Here is a 19731-nt window from a genome sequence, read left to right on the forward strand (position 1 = left end):
GACGGGCGGGCTGCTCAAGCAAGTGGTCGAACGACGAACCCCGGTCCGTGGCAACGCGGACCGGGTTTTTTATGGGTCATCCAAATTTCCGTGGAGGAACGTCGGCGATCGGCCAGGAAGGGACACTCGCCGCGGCAAGCTGAATGGCCGTTGTCGTCGCCATGCCGAACGCCGCATCTAGCAAACGCGTCATATGCCACGTCTGTTGACCTTCGCGCCGGCTGACGCTCGAAGATGCGGGCACGATGCGTCTCCTCTCGTTCGCGCGAAACTAAATTGACGCGAGCAGAATCATGCGCTAACTGTGCGTCACGCCACGAGCAGACAAACAGCAGCGCGTCCCTTAGACTCTTGCCGCAATGACCATTGCGTGGCCGGAGGCTTCGTCAACGAGAGCATGCGGGAGATGTATCCGGTTCAGGGACGACATCGCCTTTGTCCATCTGATCAGCATCCGAGCGAGTCCCGAAAGGTTGGGCAACCGCATGGATGCGTTGCTGCGGCAAAGCCGCTCGGCCGTCGCGGTGAATCCTGTGAACAATAGAAGTATCTGCTGTATGACGACCAAGCTGTCATTCGAAATTCTCGAAGTGTTGGATGCAATCGACCGGACCGGTACATTCGCCGAGGCGGCCGAGTTGTTGCATAGAGTTCCGTCGACGCTCACTTACCTTGTGCAAAAGCTGGAAAGTGACCTGGAGGTCGAGCTGTTCGATCGCGGCGGCAGACGGGCGAGACTCACGGAAGCGGGTCGTGCTGTTGTGGAAGATGGGCGTCGTCTTTTAGACGCCGCTCGACACCTGGAGGCCAAAGCAAAAGGCATTCGAGACAGTTGGGAATCGGAGCTTCGACTATGCGTCGATGCAATCTTGCCCATCCAGTCCTTATGGCCGTATGTCCATGCCTTCTACGGCCTGGAGATGAATACCCAGCTAAGTCTTTCCACCGAGGTGCTTGGGGGCGTGTGGGATGCCCTGGTTACGCGGCGTGCCGATCTCGCGATCGGGGCGTTCGGCGAGCCGCCGCATGCGGCCAACATCGCGGCCCGGCCAATCGGAACCCTCCGGCACGTTTTTGTCGTGGCACCGGACCATCCACTCGCCCGCATGCCCGAGCCGTTGGAGAGCGAAACGATCGCAAGATATCGAGGTGTTGTCATCAGTGACACTTCTCGCGAACTGCAACCGCAATCCGTGGCCACCCGTGACGGACAGCCGCTGATCATCGTGCCGACGCTCGCAGCCAAACTGCAAGCACTGTGCGAAGGTATCGCTGTCGGGATGCTGCCCGATTTCGTAGCGAAAGAACCGATACACGAAGGCAGGCTGGTCGCGCGCCGCATTGTGGGTGTGCGCGAGTTCACGAATGGCTACCTCGCTTGGCGCGAGGACAAGGTAGGGAACGCTTTGAACTGGTGGATTGCGCAATTAGACAGCCCCGATCTGCTTGAACGGCTCCTGACGCCGCGTCAAGAGAGTAAAGGGCAGCCCGGGGCGCCCGCTTGCGCAGTCCGTTACCCAAGCGCGGAGTAACGGCCCGTCAGTGCTACTGTCTGAGGACCTTCGCCGGTGCATGCAGTTGGACATTCGAAGGTCAGCCTGGCACTGAACGTTGCCGTCGAGTTGCCGGGGCATCCGATGGCTGCAGCGGGTCGGAAGGCGACGTCCACGGAAATTTCCGAAGAACCTTTTTACCGCACCGCGTGCCGCAACTAACGGTCAATCTCACTCGGCACCTTCCGACGGCTGCGGCGGCGCTAACATCTCCGCGCGTTCGGCCCGCAGCGCCCGCACCAGCGCGCTTGCCGCCTTGCCGAGCCCCATATGTTTCGGTCGCCGCAAATACACAGGCAACGGCAGCCCGTTGCGAATGTTCGCGAACACGAGCGACGCGAGTTCGCCGTCGGCCACATACCGGCCGATGACCGACTCCGGCAAATTCGCCCAGCCATGACCGGCCTTCACGAGCGCGATCGCGGTCGCCATGTCGGTCACCTTCCACGTGCGGTTGCCGATCAGCGGCCGCACGTCGGTGAGCGGCCGCTCCGGATCGGCGATCACGATCTGCCGGAACCCGGACAATCGCTCGATCGCCTCCGGATGCGCGGCTTCGGCAATCGCCGGATGGCCGGGCGCGGCGACCGCGATCAGCGTCTCGGTCCACAGCGCGTGAATCTGTTCCTGCGGATGCAGATCGAGTCCGCCGTACGCGACGCAAAGATCGACGGCGCCACGATGCAGCGCGTCGACGATCGCGTCCTGCGGCGCCGTGACGACGCTGACCGCGAGCGCCGGATATTTCGCGGCCACGGCCGTCAGCGCGCGCGCAATCGGCGCGCCGTCGATTTCGGCGGCGAGCCCGAGCCGCAGCGAATCCTCGACGCCTTCCGACAAGTGCTGCGCATGCGCACGCAGCGCATGCAGCCGTTCGGCGATCGCGCGCGCGTCGGGCAGCAGCGCGGCCATCGCGGCGGTCGGCGTCGGCTCGCGCGAGCCGCGGTCGAACAGCACGAGATCGAGCTCGGCCTCGAGGTTCGCGATCGCCATGCTGACCGCCGACGGCGTGCGGCCGAGCGCACGCGCGGCCGCCGAGAACGAGCCTTTGTCGATGACGGTCAGCAGCATGTCGATGTGATCGCTGGTCAGCATGGTCCGCCCGCTCCTGTCAGAAAAATTGAAACGACCTGACTTTTGCGGACGAAGTGCCCGCTGTAGTCTCGCCACCTTGTTCGATATGAAGGTGGTCGGTCATGCAAGGATGGAAGAGACGCATAGTCTACGTCGTGATGTTCGAGGTGCTCGGCATCCTCGTCGCGTCGTCGGTGCTCGGCATGCTGAGCGGCGCGAGCGCGGCGACGAGCGGCGTGCTCGGCGTGATGATCTCGACGACGGGCGTCACCGTCAATTTTCTGTACAACCTCGGCTTCGAGGCATGGGAGCGGCGGCGCGCGGAAACGACGCGCACCGTCGGGCGACGTGTCGTGCATGCGATCGGGTTCCAGGTCGCGCTCGTGACGTTCCTGATTCCGCTGATCGCGTGGTGGCTCGACGTGTCGTTATGGCAAGCGTTCCTGTATGACGCAGTGCTGATCGTGTTCTTCCCGATCTTCACGTTCGCGTACAACTGGGCGTTCGACAGCGTGTTCGGTTTGCCGGATGCGGTGACGCGCAAGGCGGCGCCGGCGGCGTAATGTAGACGGATGCAGAGGGATGCGAAACGATGCGGACACCCGCGCCGTTTCGCTGCTGCAAGAGAGAGGAAGACAGGCGGCGCGCACGCCGCCCGCGGCATTACGCGGCGACGAACTCGTGCACGTAACGGTTGAACACCGCAGGGCTCGCGGCGTTCATCCCGTGCGATGCGCCGGCGACGGTCTGCCGTTGCGCATGGCCGATCCACTGCGACAGCGTGTCGACGTTGTGGCGGAACATCTTCGGGCTGCGCTGGCCGTCGATCAGCAGCGTGCGGCATGCGATGTCGCCAGCCGTGTGCTGCGAATACGCGGGCAGCGGGTCGCGCAACTGCTTCGGCAGCGTGCTCGCATTGTCGATCGCCATCGTGCGAAAGCGCGACGTGCTCTTCTTCCATGCGCCGGGCAGGCTTACCGAATCGACGAACATCTCGAGGCCGGCTTCGACTTCGCCCTGCTCGATCAGGTTCACGGCCTTCGTGCGCAGTGCGATCGCGGCGGCCGGCAGCGCGGCTTCGCGCACGCCCGGCTGCTGGAGCGGGCCGCCCGGATCGGCGAGCGTCAGCGACTCGACGAGGTGCGGATGCTGGCGCGCGACGTTGAACGCGACACTGCCGCCGCGCGAATGGCCGACCAGATGTACGGGGCCGAGATCGAGCGCGTCGATGAATTCGGCGAGCTCGTCGACGTGGTTCTGCCAGCTGAACTCGTCCTGGATGCCCGCTTCGACGGCCGGCCAGTAGTGGCTGAGGCTCGGCGCGATGCAGCGGTAGTGGGCCGATAGCGCCGCGAGTTGCGGATCCCAGTAGCGGTAGTCGCACAGCGAGCCATGCACGAACACCATCGGCGCACCGCCGCCCCGCTCGACATACGGCAGGCTGATGCCTGACGAAAGCGTCGCAAATTGCAGGTCGGGGTTCGCGAGCACGGACGGCTCGATTCGCATGTTCATGGCTGAAAGACTCAAAGGTGCGTCAACACGACGCAACTATGCATCACGGCGACCTGCAAGGAAAACGCATAATTTTCATCGTGACGATCAATTTTATTGATGGCTCGGCGGGAAACCCTTGTCGGGCAGGTCCTGCGATCACGGCTGCGGCCGACCTTTAATCAGTCCCTATATGCATACGGTTCGAGTGGGCGTCTATCGACGGCGAACCGCATGACGTCACGGCGCCTTGAAGCGGCATGGGATTTCGGGCGCATGGGGCATGCGTAAGGGAGCCCTAACGTGGCCGAGTGATTTCACATGGCCACGTTAGGATGGATCGAACCCGCGCATCCGTGACTTGGCGGTTCGGACGCTGCAAATTTATGACGAAAGAATTGCGCTCAAGCATGCATCAGTTGTGCCAAAACGCGTTCGAAGCACTTTTCGCCGCAGAGGAGTAGGCCACCAAACGCGACCGCGCGTCACCGCACCGCCAGCGCCGGCGCGGTTTGAAGCTCGACCGGCAAATCATTGTCGGCCGCGAACTGCATCGCGAACTCGAACGCATCGGCGCACACGGCGCGCAATTCGTCCGACACGAAAAGGCATTTGACGCCGCCGTCGACGACGGGCATCGCGAGCCGCGACAGCGCGCACGGATAGCCGGGCCGCCGTTCGCCGACGAACAGCGTGATGACGCCCGCCAGGCGCTCGGGCCAGTCGCTCGGGCGGAAGGTTTTCCGCGCGCGCGTGACGCCGCGGATCAAGTGGCCATTGACGCGGCCGTGTTCGGTGATGTCGATGCGATCCATGCCGGAGTACGTGTCCTCGTTCGCGTCATTCGCCGCCGTCGGCCGCCGCGTCGCCGCGCGCGGGAATCCGCAGGTGGCGCAGCTTGTGATAGAGCGTCTTCTTCGGCATGCCGAGCGCCTCGCTCGCGTCCGCGACATTGCCGTTGTGACGCCGCAGCATGTCCTCGATCAGCATCCGCTCGAAATACGCGAGCTGTTCCGCGAGCGTGCTGCCCACGGCCGGCGCCTCGCCGGACGACAGCAGGCTGTCGCCGGTCAGCCCGAGCACGAAGCGGTCGGCCACGTTCTGCAGCTCGCGCACGTTGCCGGGCCACGCGTGCGTCATCAGTTCGGATACCTGCGCGGCGGTGACCACCGGCGCCGGCTGGCCGAAGCGCCGCGCGGCCGCGAGCACGAAATGCTCGAACAGCAGCGGCACGTCCTCGCGCCGCTCGCGCAGCGGCGGCAGCTCGATCTGCGCGACGTTGAGGCGATACAGCAGATCCGCGCGAAAACGCCCGTCGGCCGCGAGTTCGGCGAGATCTGCCTTCGACGCGGCCACCACGCGGCAGTCGACCGGAATCAGGTCGTTCGCGCCGAGCCGCTCGACCACGCGCTCCTGCAGCACGCGCAGCATCTTGATCTGCAGTGCGATCGGCATCGTCTCGATCTCGTCGAGGAACAGCGTGCCGCCATCCGCCCATTCGATCTTGCCGATGCGCTTCTTGATCGCGCCGGTGAACGCACCGGCCTCGTGGCCGAACAGCTCGCTCTCGAACACCTGCTCGGGCAGGCCGCCGCAGTTCAGCGCGACGAAATGGGCGTCGCGCCGGGCGCCGAAGTCGTGCAGGCTGCGCGCGATCAGCTCCTTGCCGGTGCCCGTCTCGCCGGTGATCAGCACCGACACCGACGTATCGGCGAGGCGCAGGATCTTCTTGCGCACGTCGGCCATCGCGGGCGACTTGCCGAGCACGAACGCCTCGATGCCCTGCCAGTTGTTCAGCGCCGCGCGCAGCCCCTGCACTTCGAGCGTCAGGCGGCGCTTCTCGACCGCGCGCGCGACGCGCCCGGCGATCACGTCCGACGAAAACGGCTTCTCGATGAAGTCGTACGCGCCGACCTGCATCGCGCCGACGGCCGTCGAGATGTCCGCGTGGCCGCTGATCAGCACGACCGGAATCTGCGCATCGATGGCCATCACGCGATCGAGCAACTGCAGCCCGTCGATGCCCGGCATCCGCACGTCCGACACGATCACCACCGGCGCACCGGGCGCGACGTGCGCGAGCGCGTCGGCGGCCGACGCGAACGCGTCGACCGGGAACCCTGCGAGCGCGACAGCCTGCTCGACGCCGATCCGGACGTTTTCATCGTCCTCGACGACCAGCACCCGAATCTCATCTTCCATGCTCTGTCCTCTGTTGCGGCGTCGCCGCCGCGAATTCGATGGTGAACTGCGCGCCGCCTTCGTCGCGGTTCGTCGCGGCGATCCGCGCGCCGAATGCCTCGACGATGCGCGACGTGATCGCGAGGCCGAGCCCGAGGCCCTGGCCGCGCGGCTTGGTCGTGACGAACGGCTCGAACAGGTGCGGCAGCACGTCGGGCGCGATGCCGGCGCCGCTGTCGGCCACCGTGAAACGCACGCGGCCGGCGCCATCCGCATCGTCCACTTCGGCCGCCTCGATGACGATGCGGCGCACCGGTGCGTCGTGCACCGCGTCGAGCGCATTGCCGAGCAGGTTCACGATCACCTGCTGCAGCTGGCTCGATTCCGCGGACACCGTCGTGCCGGGCGCGATGTTGACGTCGAGCCGCACGCCTTCGTCGCGAATGCGCGCGTCGTAGATGAGCCGCGCATGCGCGACGGCCTCGTTCAGCGACACCGCGACGCGCTCGTAGTCGGGCTTGCGCGCGAAGGTCTTCAGCTCGCCGGTAAGCACGGCCATGCCGTCGACCAGCTTGCCGACCCGTTCGAGATTCGCGAGCGCCGGCGCCGGCTGGCCGCGCTCGAAGAACGTGCGCGCGTTGTCGCACAGCGTGCGGATCGCGACGAGCGGCTGGTTCAGCTCGTGCGTGAGTCCGGCGGCCATCTGCCCGAGCACCGCGAGCTTGCCCGCGTGCACGACTTCCTGTTGCGACGCGCGCAACCGCTGTTCGGTGCGCTCGCGCTCGTCGATCTCGCGCTGCATCCGCTCGTTCGCGGCCGTCAGCGCGGCCGTGCGCTGCGCGACGGTCAGCTCGAGCCGGTCGTTCGCGCGGCGCAGCGCGTCCTGCGCGCTCAGCCGCGCGAGGATCGCCCGGCGCCGCTGGATCGCATAGCCGACCAGCAGCGCGACGATCAGGAACGCGCCGGTGACGAACACGAACGCCGTCTGCTGCTGGCGCCGCGCGCTCGCGATGTCGAGCAGCACCATCAGCGAATCGCCGGCCTGCGGCGCGGGGCGCGACATCACGAGATAGCGCGTGGTGCGGCCGGCGTGGCGCGGATCGGGGAAGGTGCCGAACCACGCGGCCGAGCCGTGGTCGCCGATGCGGCGATAGGGCAGTGCGTCGACGGTGCGGCCCGCGTACTGGCGCGACGCCTGGATGTCGCGCTGCTGCTGCGCGGTGATCGGGCGCAGCGCGGTGAATTTCCACGCGGGCTCGGTCGAGATCACGACCACGCCGTTGCTGTCGACGACCATCGCGGCGACGCCCGGCGCACGCCACGCCGATTCGAGCGGGTCGACGCTGATCTTCACGGCGGCGACGCCGATCGGCGCGCCGTCGCTGCGCACCGCGCTCGCGAAGTAGACGCCCGGCACGCCGGTGTTGGTGCCGATGCCGAAGAAGCGGCCGCTGCCGCGCGCGAGCGCGTCCTTGAAATACGGCCGGTACGACACGTTGGTGCCGACGAAACTGATCGTCTCGTTCCAGTTGCTCGCGGCGATCACGTCGCCTTGCAGATCGATCACGTCGACCGCGCCGCTGCCCGCGTCGCGGTTCACGGCTTCGAGGTAGGTGTTCACCGCATGCACGAGTTCGGGCGCATCGTTCGGCGCGGCTTTCAGCATTGCCCGCACGCCGTCCTGCCGCGCGACCAGGCCGGGCAGGATCTCGAAGCGGCCGAGCTCGCTTTTCAGGCTCGACGCATACAGGTCGAGCCGGTGCGCGCCGGCCTCCTCGAGCGCGTCGATCGCGCGTTCCCACGCGAAATCGACGGCCGCGCCGGCCACGCCGACGTACAGCACCGCGGCCGAAGCCCAGCCCCACCACGGGATTCCCTTGAAGCTCTTCTGCACGTTCGTCCTCATCGAAGCCCGCTACCGGTCGTCCGCCACCGGCCCTCCGCAACCGGCCGTCCGCCACCGGCCGTCCGCCACCGGCCGTCCGCCACCGGCCGTCCGCCACCGGCCCTCCGCAACCGGCCCTCCCCGAACGACACGCGCCGCGCGCCGGCAGGGGCCGGCGGCGGCGCGTGCGAAGCAGCCGGCGCGACGGTGCGCGCGGCCGCGCGTTATCCGAAGTGCGCGACCAGGATCAGCGTGACCGTGACGACGATCGCGCCGCCGATGCGGGTGGCGATCTGCGCGAACGGCATCAGCTGCATCCGGTTCGCGGCGGTCAGGATCGCGACGTCGCCGGTGCCGCCTTGCCCGCTGTGGCAGGCGTTCACGATTGCGGTGTCGATAGGGTACATCTTCAGCAGGCGGCCGACCACGAAACCGGTGCCCATCAGCGTCGCGACGGTCGACACGATCGTGACCACGTTGACGATCGTGAACGCGGCGGTCAGCTTGTCCCACGGCGTCATCGCGACGCCGATCGCGAACAGCAGCGGATACGTGACGGCGGTCGAGAAGAACTTGTAGACGACGAACGCGCCTTCCTGCAGCGGCGGCGACACCGCGCGCGCGAGCTTCACCAGCACCGCGAGGAACAGCATCGCGACCGGCGCGGGCAGGCCGAACAGCTTGTGCGCCATCAGGCCGACGAGATACAGCGTGATCGCGGTGATGCCGGCGCCCGCGATGTGCGTGACGTCGACGTGGCCGCGGATCTCCTCGTTCTCCGGCGTCATGTCGCCGCTTTCGCCGACCTGCAGGCGGCCATTGCCGGTGAGATGCGGCAGGCGCTTGCCGAGCATGTCGAGCGCGCCCGACAGGATGATCGCGGTCAGGCTGCCGAGCATCACCGACGGGAGCACCATCGCGAACATCTCGCCTTGCGGCAGGTGCATCAGTTCCGAATAGCCGATCGACAGCGGAATCGCGCCTTCGCCGACGCCGCCCGCCATGATCGGCACGACGATGTACAGCAGCGTGTGGCGCGCGCCGAGGCCGAGCGCGGTGCCGACGGCCGTGCCGACGATCGCCGCGGCGACCGACCCGGCGGCGAGCGGAACGAAGATCTTCACGAAGCCCTGGATCAGCACGCGGCGATCCATGCTCAGGATGCTGCCGACGATGATCGACGCGATGAACAGGTACAGGAAGTTGGTCGACTTCGTGAATTCGACCGTGAGGTTCAGCACCGGCTTCGGCAGCACGTGGTAGTACGTGAGCGCCGACGGCACGAAGGTCGCGAAGATCGCGGCCGCGCCGATGTTGCGCAGCAGCGGCAGGCGCTTGCCGAGTTCGGCGCAGGTGAAGCCGAAGAACGCGAGCACCGCGATCGCCATCGAGATCTCGCCGGGCACCTTGCCCGTCACCGCGAAGCCGACGATCAGCCCGAACAGGATCACGTAGATCGGCAGCGGAATGATGCCGATGCGGATTTCCATCAGCTTCCACCAGCCTTCCGGCCAGAAGCGTTCACGCGTGGCGGGACCGGCGGCGGCAATCGGTTCCGGATGGGACGGGGTGTGGATAGAGGTCTGCAAGACGTGTCTCCTGATGTTTGGAATGCCTGCATTGCTTCGCGGCATCGTGTGCCGTCTATTACGCAACCCCCGTGCCAGTATTCCGGCCTGCCGGAATATTTTTAATGCATTGATTCATAAGGGATTCGTTTCGTCTGCGGAAAGGGTTTTCCAGACAGGCTGGCCGAGAATTCGGAATCGGCGCGGCGCTCAGGCCGAGATTTCGGCCTGGCGGCGGCCCGGGCGGCCGGCCACGCCAGCCGCCCGGGCCGCCGCCCGCCATATCGCCGCGCGCGATTTTCTTCGCACAATCGCTTCGTAGACCGCCCACCCGCCGCTCTCTATCATCGGCTGATCTTTTTCCGATGCGACGACGACTGTCCGGAGAACGCCCGCGCGTTCGCCGCGGCGTCGCTCATCCGTCGATACCGTCTTTGGACAGGAGAGTGGTTCCCATGCTGCATCCCGTGTTTTCCGCCCGCTTTTCCGCCGGCCGTGTGGCCAGCCTGGCCCGCCTGCTGACGGCCGCGCTGCTCGGCGTCGTGCTGCTGAACGGCGCGCGCGCCGATACCGCGCCGCTGAAGGTGGGCATCTCGACCAGCCCGCAGATCGAGGCGCTGAAGATCGCCGCGAAGGAGGCGAAGGAGCAGGGCCTCGACGTGAAGATCGTCGAATTCACCGACTGGAATACGCCGAACGCGGCGCTCGCGAACAAGGACATCGACGTCAACTACTTCCAGTACATCCCGTTTCTCGAGAACGCGAAGAAGCAGGGCGGCTACAACTTCATCTCGATCGCCCCCGGCACGATCATGAAGATCGGCCTCTATTCGAAGAAGGTGAAAAGCTTCGCCGAGCTGAAGGACGGCGCGCGCGTCGCGATCGCGAACGATCCGGTCAACGGCGGGCGCGGGCTGTTGCTGCTGCAGCGCGCGGGGCTCATCACGCTGAAGCCGGGCGCCGACTACCGCGCGACGACGCACGACATCGTCGCCAACCCGAAGCACCTGAAGATCATCGCGCTCGAAGCGTCGCAGCTCGCGCGTTCGCTCGATGACGTCGATCTCGCGCAGGGCTACCCGAGCTTCATCAAGCTCGCCGGCACGACCGACCCGAACAGCGCGCTGCTGTTCGACGGCACCGAGAACAAGAACTTCGCGATCCAGTGGGTCGTGCGGCCCGAGAGCGCGAACGACGCGCGCATCCGCAAGTTCATCTCGATCTACCAGCATTCGCCGGCCGTGCGCCGTGCGCTCGACAACGCGTTCGGCTCGCTGTACGCGATCGCATGGTGACGGAGGCGGCATGACGACGGCGAACCGCAAGAAGATCCTGCTCAACGCGTTCAACATGAACTGCGTCGGGCACATCAACCACGGGCTGTGGACGCATCCGCGCGACCGCTCCGCGCACTACACCGATCTCGACTACTGGGCCGATCTCGCGAGGACGCTGGAGCGCGGCAAGTTCGACGGAATCTTTCTCGCGGACATCGTCGGCGTGTACGACGTGTTCGGCGGCGGGCCGGACGCCGCGCTGCGCGAGTCGGTGCAGGTGCCCGTCAACGATCCGCTGCTGCTCGTGCCGGCGATGGCGCAGGTCACGCGGCATCTCGGCTTCGGCGTGACCGCGAACCTGACCTATGAGCCGCCGTACCTGTTCGCGCGCCGCATGTCGACGCTCGATCATCTGACGAAAGGGCGCGTGGGCTGGAACATCGTCACCGGCTACCTCGACAGCGCCGCGCGCGGGATGGGCCTCGCGCAGCAAATCGGCCACGACGACCGCTACGAGCGCGCCGACGACTACATGGACGTCGTCTACAAGCTGTGGGAACAGAGCTGGGACGACGACGCGGTGATCCGCGACGCGCAGGCGCGCGTGTTCGCGCAGCCGGGCAAGGTGCGGCGCGTGAAGCACGACGGGCCGTTCTATTCGATCGATGCGATTCATCTGAGCGAACCGTCGCTGCAGCGCACGCCGGTGCTGTACCAGGCCGGCTCGTCCGCGCGCGGCGTCGAGTTCGCGGGCCGTCACGCGGAATGCGTGTTCGTGAACGGGCAGAGCAAGGCCGCGGCGCGCGCGGCGGCGCTCGACATTCGCGCGGCCGCCGCACGGCAGGGGCGCGACCCGGCGTCGATCAGGATCTTTGCCGGCGTGAGCGTCGTGACGGCCGAGACCGAATTGCTCGCTCGCGAAAAGTTCGACGAATACCGGCGCTACGCGAGCCCGGAAGCCGGCCTCGCGCATTTCGCGAGCTCGACCGGCATCGACTTCGCGAAGTACGGCCTCGACGAGCCGATCTCGTACGTGAAGACCGATTCGATCCAGTCGGCCGTCGACGCGATCTCGCGCAAGAGCACGACCGGCACGTGGACCGTGCGCCGGATGCTTGAACAGATGTCGCTCGGCGGCCGCTACGCGCCGATCGTCGGTTCGCCGTCGCAGGTCGCGGACGAGCTGCAGTCGTGGATCGACGAGACCGGCATCGACGGCTTCAACCTGACGCGCACCGTGATGCCCGAGTCGTTCGAGGATTTCGTCGACTGGGTCGTGCCCGAGCTGCAGAATCGCGGCGTCTACAAGGAAGACTACGATCCCGCGCCGACGCTGCGCGAGAAGCTGTTCGGCGCGGGCCCGCGCCTGCCCGCCTGGCACACCGGCGCGCGGCATCGGCCGGCGGCCGTGGCCGAACCCGCGCATCCCGCGCATGCCTTAACGTGACGGAGCGAAGCGATGACGCAATTGTTCGATACGCTGGGTTTCATCGAGGCGTCGGCCGTGCGGGCCGGGGCAGGCGGCGGTGCGGCGGCGCATGACGAAGCGGTGACGCCGGCCGACGGCGCGGCCGTGTCGCTGGAGCAGGTCGGCAAGGTATTCGCGACGCCGCGCGGCCAGGCCGCCGCGCTGCGCGACGTGACGCTCGACGTGCGGCGCGGCGAGGTGTTCGGGATCATCGGCCGCAGCGGCGCCGGCAAGTCGACGCTGCTGCGGCTCCTGAACGGCCTCGAACGGCCGAGCTCAGGCCGCGTGCGCGTGCAGGGCGTCGACGTCGGCGCGCTCGACGAGGACGGCCTCGTCGCGTTGCGGCGCCGCACCGGCATGGTGTTCCAGCATTTCAACTTGCTGTCCGCGAAGACGGTGTTCGAGAACGTCGCGCTGCCGCTGAAGATCGCCGGCGTGCCGAAGGCCGAGCGCGTGCGCAAGGTCGACGCGCTGCTCGATCTCGTCGGCCTCGCCGCGAAGCGCGACGCGTATCCGGCGAGCCTGTCGGGCGGGCAGAAGCAGCGCGTCGGCATCGCGCGGGCGCTCGTGCACGATCCGGAGGTGCTGCTGTGCGACGAAGCGACGTCGGCGCTCGATCCGGAAACCACGCAATCGATCCTCGCGCTGCTCGCCGACATCAACCGCCGCCTCGGTCTGACGATCGTGCTGATCACGCACGAGATGGAGGTGATCCGCGCGGTGTGCGACACGGTCGCGGTGATCGAACAGGGCGAAGTCGTCGAAACGGGGCCCGTGTGGCGCGTGTTCGGCGATCCGCGCCACGGCGCGACGCGCGCGCTGCTGAGCACGCTGCAGCATGATCTGCCGGCCGAACTGGCCGCGCGCGTGCGGCCGCTGCCCGAACAATCCGCGCTGCCCGACGGCGCCCGGATCGTGCTGGACGTCCGCTATACGGGCGAGAGCGGCGGCGAGCCGGACGTCGGCGCGCTCGCGGCGGCGCTCGGCGGCTCCGTGCGGTTCCTGCACGGCGGCATCGAAAGCATCCAGGGGCACGCGCAGGGGCGGCTCGTGATCGCCGCGACGCCGCGTGCGGATGACGCCGGCGCGTCGGTGGCGCACGGCGCGGCGGTCGCCGCGCTGCTCGAGCGCGCGCGCCGTCATGCGAATCATGCGGAGGTGCTCGGCTATGTTTGAGCTCTGGTGGCCCGAACTGCTCGACGCGATCCGCGACACGCTGTCGATGGTCGCCGCGTCGGCCGCGATCGCGGCGCTGATCGGCATCCCGCTCGCGGTGATCCTCGTGACCACCGCGCCCGGCGGCATCTACGCGCGGCGCGGCGTGAACGCGGTGCTCGGCGCGCTCGTCAACGTGTTCCGCTCGACGCCGTTCATCATCCTGCTGGTCGCGCTGCTGCCGTTCACGCGCGTGCTGATCGGCACGACGATCGGCGTGTGGGCGGCCGTCGTGCCGCTGTCGATCGCCGCGATCCCGTTCTTCGCGCGAATCGCCGAAGTGAGCCTGCGCGAAGTCGATCGCGGGCTGATCGAGGCCGCGCTCGCGATGGGCGCGAAGCGCCGCCACATCGTATGGCACGTGCTGCTGCCGGAGGCGCTGCCCGGCATGCTCGGCGGCTTCACGATCACCGTCGTCGCGCTGATCGGCTCGACCGCGATGGCGGGCGCCGTCGGCGCGGGCGGCCTCGGCGATCTCGCGATCCGCTATGGCTATCAACGTTTCGACACCACCGTCATGGCGACCGTGATCGTGATCCTGATCGCGCTCGTCTCGGCCGTGCAAATCACGGGCGACCGCCTGGTCCGACGCGTGACCCGGCGTACCTGAGCGACGCCACGAGCGTCCGCTCGTTTCATTCCTGATCCTGAGAGAAAAAACCTATGACCTTGCCCATCGGCGCGCCGCGCGAATGGAACGGACAATTCGAGGAAACGCTGTTTCTGGAGGTGGCGCGACGCCATCGTCCGGACTTCCCCGACAAACTCGCGCCGCCGCCGCGCGAGCCGCGCAACGACGACGAACGGGCCGCCGTCGCCGATTACTACACGAAGATGGCGTCGCACGATCTCTTCATCGTGCAGGTCGTCGCGAAGGCGATCGACACGCTGTTCCACGACGATCCGCATTTCCAGCTGATTTTGTCGCGCCAGCTCGGCGACGACGGCGCACACGCGGTGATCGGCCGCGAGCGCGTAACCGAACTCACCGGGCGCGATCCGCTGCCGGAAGTCGACCGGCTCGTCGCCGCGCACTGGGCGCGCATCGGCGACATCGCGGTGCGCGACGTCGCGGGCTTTCTCGCGTTCGAATGGCATTACGAGCTGCACATCCTCGCGAAGCTGTGGATCCAGCGCAAGACGGGGCGTATCGGCGACAGCGCGATGCGCGAGCACGGCGAGAACCGGATCCGCCCGGATGAGGAATGGCATCGCGTGCAGATCGTCCAGTGGTGGTTCGACACGCTGCACGCGCTTGCGCCCGCCGAGCGCGACGCGCTGATCGATCGCGTGATCGCGGCCGACGAGGAAACCCAGGCGCGGCTCGACGGCTATCTGCATGACGAGTACGCGCATACCGCACTGGTATTCGGCGCGGATATCGCCGAATATCGTGCCATCTACGACGACTGGCGGCGCGAGATCCTGTCGCGGCTGACCGGCCGCCGGCTCGGCGCGCTCGTACCGCTGTCGGGCGAAACCGTTGAACAGGAAGCTGTCGCATGAACGATCCACGCGGCCCGGCGACGCTGGCGCCGGATACCGATACACCGGCCGTCGACCGCGCTGCGCTGGCCCGCGCGATCGACGCGCTGCGCGTGAGCGCCGCCGAGCGCGACCGCGCGGGCGGTCATGCCGCGCGGGAGAAGCAGTGGCTCGCCGACGCGGGCCTGCTGACGCTCGCGGTGCCGCGCGCGTTCGGCGGACAGGAAGCGGCGTGGCCGGCGATCTACGACGTGATCCGGCAGGTCGCGCGGGTCGACAGCGCGCTCGCGCATCTCGTCGGCTTTCAGTGCCTGCAGGTGGTGAGCGTCGACGTATGGGGCAACGCCGCGCAGCGCGAGCGCTACCTGCGCGGCACGGTGGACGGGCGCTGGTGGTGGGGCAACGCGGTCAATCCGCTCGACACGCGGCTCGTGGCCACGGCGACGCCCGACGGCGGCTACCGGCTCGACGGCGTGAAGGGCTTCTGTTCCGGCACGCGCGGCTCGCATCGGATGACGGTGTCCGCGCACGATCCGGCCATCGGCCGCACCGTGTTCGGCGTGGTGCCGACCGATCGGGCCGGAATCACGGTCAACGACGACTGGGATCCGGTCGGCCAGCGCCAGACCGACAGCGGCAGCGTGCGCTTCGACGGCGTGACGCTCGCGGCGGACGAAGTGCTGCATCGCTCGGAAGCGCCGCCGACGCCGCGCGCGACATTGCGCACGCTCGTGTCGCAGCTCGTGCTGACCAACCTGTTCGTCGGTCTGGCGGAAGGCGCGCTGGCCGAGGCGCGCGACTACGTGCGGCAGCATGGCCGCCCGTGGGTTCATTCGGACGTCGAGCGGGCCGAAGACGATCCGTACACGCTGCAGCGCTTCGGCGACATGCGTGTGCGTGCGATCGCCGCGGCGGCGCTGGCCGATCGCGCGGCCGTCGCGTTGCAGCACGCATGGGCGCGGCAGGATGCGCTGACGGCCGACGAACGCGCCGAAGTCGCGCTCGCGGTATCGGAAGCGAAGATCGTCGCGCAGCGCGCGGCGCTCGACAACGGCGAAGCGCTGTTCGACGCGTGCGGCGCACGCGCGACGGCCGCGTCGCTCGGCCTCGACCGCTTCTGGCGAAACGCGCGCACGCATACGCTGCACGATCCGCTCGACTACCGGCTGCGCGACGTTGGGCGGTTCGCGCTGACGGGCGAGTTGCCGCCGGCGTCGCTCTATACGTGACGGCGGTCAGCCATCTGCGCCGTGACGCCAATGGCTGACCGCCCGGCGTCAGGAACTGCGTCCTGACGCGTTGTTGCCGCAGGCCGATTACCAGCGGTAGCCGACGCCCGCGCCGGCGCCGAACGAGCCGTGACCCGACACCGCTGTCGTGACCGAGCCTTTGACGAGCCATTTCGTCGTCGCGACGGACAGGCCGACCGCCATTGCGCTTTGACCGCCGTACGTGCCGCCGCCGAGCGCGACCACCTTTTCGCCAGGCAGCACGGCTTGCGGCAGGTTCGCCATGGCGATCGCGCTGGCCGTGCCCGCATTCGCGTCCTTGCGGTACTTCGACATTTCCTCGCGGACGGAGTTGATCGCACCGTTCAACTGGCGCACGTTCACACCATCCGTCGGCGCGGTGCCGTCCGCCACGTTGGTCAACTGACGCTCGGCGCCGGGCGAACCGATCGACACCGTGTTGTCCCGATCGGCAACCGAATTCGCGCCCAGCGCCACCGCGTTGTTCGCGGTGGCCCGGCTGTTCGTGCCGATCGCGGTCGAATCCGTGCCGGATACGTTCGAGCCCGTGCCGATCGCCGTTCCGTTCGCCGCCGTGACTTTCGAATTCGTGCCAATGGCCGTTCCGTTCGTCGCGGTGACCGTGGCGTTGACGCCGACAGCCGTACCGTTGTCGCCCGAGACGTTCGAGCCGTTGCCGACCGCGGTGCCGTTCGTCGCGGTGACCGACGTATTCGTGCCGATCGCGGTGTCGGTCGGGTTCGTCACCGTGCCGCCCGGGACGCTCGACGAGATCTTGCCGACGGTCGTCGTGAGATTGGCCAGGTTCGCCGTCAGCGTCGACACCTGATTGGCGATCGAGAAGAGCTGCGAGCCGTTCACCGCATCGGTGCTGGTCGCGCTGATGGCGCCAGCCGCGACGTTGACGATCTGACGCTCGGCACCCGCGCTGCCGACGCTGACCACCCCGACCGGCGTGCCCGCGAAGCCGCTGTAGGTCACGCCGTTGAGCGCCACGCTGTTGACGGTCGTATAGGCGCGCGTGGTCGCGTTCGCGCCCAGCGCGACGGAGTTCGCGTCGGCGGCGTTCGCCCCTTCGCCGATGGCGACCGCGTTCACGGCGGAGGCCGTCGCACGGGCAATGGCGACGCTGCCGGTCGCGGATGCCGAGCTGTCGACACCGAGCGCGACCGCATCGGCCGCGCCGGCATTGGCCTGGAAGCCGAGAGCCGTACCGCCTGCGGCAATGCTGCCCTTGCCCACGGCCGTCGAGAACGTCGCGGTGGCGCTCGCGCCTTGCCCGACCGCGGTCGACTGGTCGACGGCGAATGCGCCCTGACCGAAGGCGGACGCCGTGGCGCCGTTCGCGATGGCGCCGTTGCCGACCGCCGTTGCCTGAGTGCCGACTGCGCTCGAAGCCGTTCCGATCGCCGTCGCCTGGTCGCCGGTCGCCACGGCGTTTCCGCCGACGGCCGTCGCGAACGTACCGGTCGCGGCCGCCATGCGGCCGATCGCGACGGTCTCGCTATAGGCGCCGGTCGACGAGCCCGAATTCGCGACGGCCGCCGTGCCGATCGCGATGTTGTCGCAGCCGGTTGCCGCGGCCGGATACGTGCTGCTGCCCGAAATGGCGATGTTGCCGACGCAGCCCGCGGACGTTTCGGTCGAAGTGCCGTTCTGCACATAGTCGGCTCGCGCGGGCGCGGAAGCGGCAAATGCGGCCACGGCTGCGCTGACCGTGACGGCAAGCGCGACCTTCGATGTGCGCGGTGCGCGTTGTACGGAATTTCCCAACCCTTGATGATGCGTGTTCATTCGTTTTCCTGAGCTCGATGTAAAAATCGTGTTGTGGCTTGCATGGTCCCCGCCCGCCATCCCGGTTGCATCGATTCGTTCGTGTCTCTTTCGTGACGGATATCGATTTTTCGATCTGTCAAAATGAAAGGTCTACTAACGATGTTTAACGTTCTCCGGTCTCGACGCGACGGGAGCCGGGCGCGGATTACGGCGACTTGCTTGTTTCCGTCACGGCTGTGTCAAAACTTCGCGAATCCGAAGTCCGGATCGCGACGACGCATTTTGATGGATTCGAGTCGTGCGCATGTTTGCCGCGGCGGCTGAACGCTATGCTTCGGCAGACATTCGTCGAGTGGGGGTGTGATGAGGCAGTGAGCGATCACCGGCGCCGGGCAGCCGGGTTGCCGACGATCACGCGCTCGCTGGCGAGGAAGAGGAGGCGGCGACGCTGCCTGATGCATGTGCTCGCGCCGGCGGCGGCACCGGCCTGCGCTTGCCGGTGGTCCACATGAAGACGGGATCCGTGCGACGCGCTGCGTTGTCGGCGCGTCACTGCGCCGGCAACGCGTCCGCCAGCGCCCGCATCGCGTCCACCGTTTCCGGGTTCGCCGGAAAGAACGCCTCGATCGCGAGTTCCGACAGCGTCACGTCGACCGGCGTGCCGAATACCGTCGTCGTGCTGAAGAAGGTCAGCTCGCCGTTCGCCGTGCGTAGCCGCAGCGGCACCGCGATATCCGCGAAATCGCTGCGCTCGTGCGAATCGTCGGGCTGGCCCGGCGGCGCCGGATACGCGGCGAGCTCGTCGCGCAGCGCATGCAGCGTGCGGTCGCCGCTCGCGTCGATCTGCCGCTGCAGCCGATGCAGGATATGCGCGCGCCATTCGTGCCAGTTGACGATTCGCGAGGCGAGACCGTCGGGATGCAGGCTCAGCCGCAACACATTCACGGGCGGCTGCAGCAGCGCCGGATCCGCCTGCGCGACCAGCGCGCCGAGCATCCGGTTCGCGGCAAGCAGCGTCCAGTGGCGATCCACCGCAAGCGCGGGGTAGGGCTCGTGGCCGCGCAGCACGGCTTCGACCGCGTGGCGCGCGGCATCGAGCTGCGGATCGGAGAACGGCCGCTCGCGAAACAGCGGTGCATAGCCGGCCGCGACGAGCAGCGCATTGCGTTCGCGCAGCGGCACGTCGAGGCGCTCCGCGAGGTGCAGCACCATCTCGCGGCTCGGCTGCGCGCGGCCCGATTCGACGAAGCTCAGGTGTCGCGCGGATACGTCCGCCTCCAGCGCGAGCGCCATCTGGCTCAAGCGCCTGCGTTGACGCCACGTGCGCAGCAGCGGGCCGATGCCGGATACGCGGCCGGCGGACGGGGGAAGCGAATGGAGGGCGGCGGTCGAGTTCATGGTGGAGATGATAGGCAATCCTGCGCGCGTCGGGCATTACCCGGCAGGTAAGCATTCCAGACCGGCGTGCTTCGCCGCTTGAGTCGATTCCGCCGGCTGTCACCGTG

Annotated in this window: 16 protein-coding genes; 8 read left to right on the plus strand and 8 right to left on the minus strand. The window is 67.6% G+C overall.

What is annotated here, in order from left to right:
• Positions 1-557: 557 nt before the first annotated feature.
• Positions 558-1532, plus strand: coding sequence for a LysR family transcriptional regulator (locus tag LGN10_RS12650; RefSeq protein WP_059641588.1), 975 nt, complete (start codon positions 558-560; stop codon positions 1530-1532).
• A gap of 192 nt (positions 1533-1724) precedes the next feature.
• Here LGN10_RS12650 and LGN10_RS12655 read toward each other — a convergent pair whose 3' ends face one another.
• Positions 1725-2648, minus strand: coding sequence for a LysR family transcriptional regulator (locus tag LGN10_RS12655; protein ID WP_226223638.1), 924 nt, complete (start codon positions 2646-2648; stop codon positions 1725-1727).
• A 101-nt stretch (positions 2649-2749) separates the two neighbouring features.
• On the opposite strand from LGN10_RS12655, the gene LGN10_RS12660 reads away from it, so the two are divergent.
• Positions 2750-3190 (plus strand): PACE efflux transporter, encoded by a 441-nt coding sequence (locus LGN10_RS12660; RefSeq protein ID WP_059582064.1) that lies wholly within the window; start codon positions 2750-2752, stop codon positions 3188-3190.
• A 100-nt stretch (positions 3191-3290) separates the two neighbouring features.
• Here LGN10_RS12660 and LGN10_RS12665 read toward each other — a convergent pair whose 3' ends face one another.
• The 5 genes from LGN10_RS12665 to LGN10_RS12685 form a co-directional block, all read right to left on the minus strand.
• Positions 3291-4142, minus strand: a complete 852-nt coding sequence (locus LGN10_RS12665) for an alpha/beta fold hydrolase (protein ID WP_059582067.1) — start codon at positions 4140-4142, stop codon at positions 3291-3293.
• A gap of 464 nt (positions 4143-4606) precedes the next feature.
• Positions 4607-4936, minus strand: coding sequence for a DUF3579 domain-containing protein (locus tag LGN10_RS12670; protein WP_226223640.1), 330 nt, complete (start codon positions 4934-4936; stop codon positions 4607-4609).
• Between the two features lie 25 nt (positions 4937-4961).
• Positions 4962-6323 carry a sigma-54-dependent transcriptional regulator gene (locus LGN10_RS12675; protein ID WP_226223642.1) on the minus strand — a complete coding sequence of 454 codons (1362 nt, stop codon included), beginning with the start codon at positions 6321-6323 and terminating at the stop codon, positions 4962-4964.
• The gene (locus LGN10_RS12680) at positions 6313-8208 is read right to left on the minus strand and encodes a sensor histidine kinase (RefSeq protein ID WP_226223644.1); all 1896 of its coding nucleotides are present in this window, start codon (positions 8206-8208) and stop codon (positions 6313-6315) included. The genes LGN10_RS12675 and LGN10_RS12680 overlap by 11 nt, the downstream gene beginning before the upstream one ends.
• Before the next feature lie 203 nt (positions 8209-8411).
• A complete protein-coding gene (locus tag LGN10_RS12685) occupies positions 8412-9776 on the minus strand; it encodes a 2-hydroxycarboxylate transporter family protein (RefSeq protein ID WP_226223646.1) in 1365 nt (454 codons plus the stop codon).
• A 434-nt stretch (positions 9777-10210) separates the two neighbouring features.
• On the opposite strand from LGN10_RS12685, the gene LGN10_RS12690 reads away from it, so the two are divergent.
• Genes LGN10_RS12690 through LGN10_RS12715 form a run of 6 tightly spaced genes read left to right on the plus strand, consistent with a single transcriptional unit; the run spans position 10211 to position 16429 of the window.
• Complete coding sequence (locus LGN10_RS12690) at positions 10211-11050, plus strand: MetQ/NlpA family ABC transporter substrate-binding protein (protein ID WP_226223653.1); 840 nt, start codon at positions 10211-10213, stop codon at positions 11048-11050.
• A 10-nt stretch (positions 11051-11060) separates the two neighbouring features.
• Positions 11061-12479, plus strand: a complete 1419-nt coding sequence (locus LGN10_RS12695) for an LLM class flavin-dependent oxidoreductase (RefSeq protein ID WP_226223655.1) — start codon at positions 11061-11063, stop codon at positions 12477-12479.
• A gap of 12 nt (positions 12480-12491) precedes the next feature.
• Positions 12492-13676, plus strand: coding sequence for a methionine ABC transporter ATP-binding protein (locus LGN10_RS12700; protein WP_226223657.1), 1185 nt, complete (start codon positions 12492-12494; stop codon positions 13674-13676).
• A complete protein-coding gene (locus tag LGN10_RS12705) occupies positions 13669-14325 on the plus strand; it encodes a methionine ABC transporter permease (RefSeq protein ID WP_027781522.1) in 657 nt (218 codons plus the stop codon). Before LGN10_RS12700 ends, LGN10_RS12705 begins: the two co-directional genes overlap by 8 nt.
• Before the next feature lie 53 nt (positions 14326-14378).
• Positions 14379-15221, plus strand: a complete 843-nt coding sequence (locus LGN10_RS12710; protein WP_226223659.1) for a hypothetical protein — start codon at positions 14379-14381, stop codon at positions 15219-15221.
• Positions 15218-16429, plus strand: coding sequence for an acyl-CoA dehydrogenase family protein (locus LGN10_RS12715; protein ID WP_226223665.1), 1212 nt, complete (start codon positions 15218-15220; stop codon positions 16427-16429). Before LGN10_RS12710 ends, LGN10_RS12715 begins: the two co-directional genes overlap by 4 nt.
• An 87-nt stretch (positions 16430-16516) precedes the next feature.
• On the opposite strand, the gene LGN10_RS12720 is transcribed toward LGN10_RS12715, so the two are convergent.
• Positions 16517-18244: a YadA family autotransporter adhesin gene (locus LGN10_RS12720; RefSeq protein ID WP_226223672.1), complete on the minus strand. Its 1728-nt coding sequence runs from the start codon at positions 18242-18244 to the stop codon at positions 16517-16519.
• A 531-nt stretch (positions 18245-18775) separates the two neighbouring features.
• Positions 18776-19624: a helix-turn-helix domain-containing protein gene (locus LGN10_RS12725; RefSeq protein ID WP_226223674.1), complete on the minus strand. Its 849-nt coding sequence runs from the start codon at positions 19622-19624 to the stop codon at positions 18776-18778.
• Positions 19625-19731: the final 107 nt, after the last annotated feature.

It is taken from the genome of Burkholderia sp. AU32262 (genome assembly GCF_020419985.1).
In the GTDB taxonomy this organism is placed as follows: Bacteria; Pseudomonadota; Gammaproteobacteria; order Burkholderiales; family Burkholderiaceae; genus Burkholderia; species Burkholderia semiarida.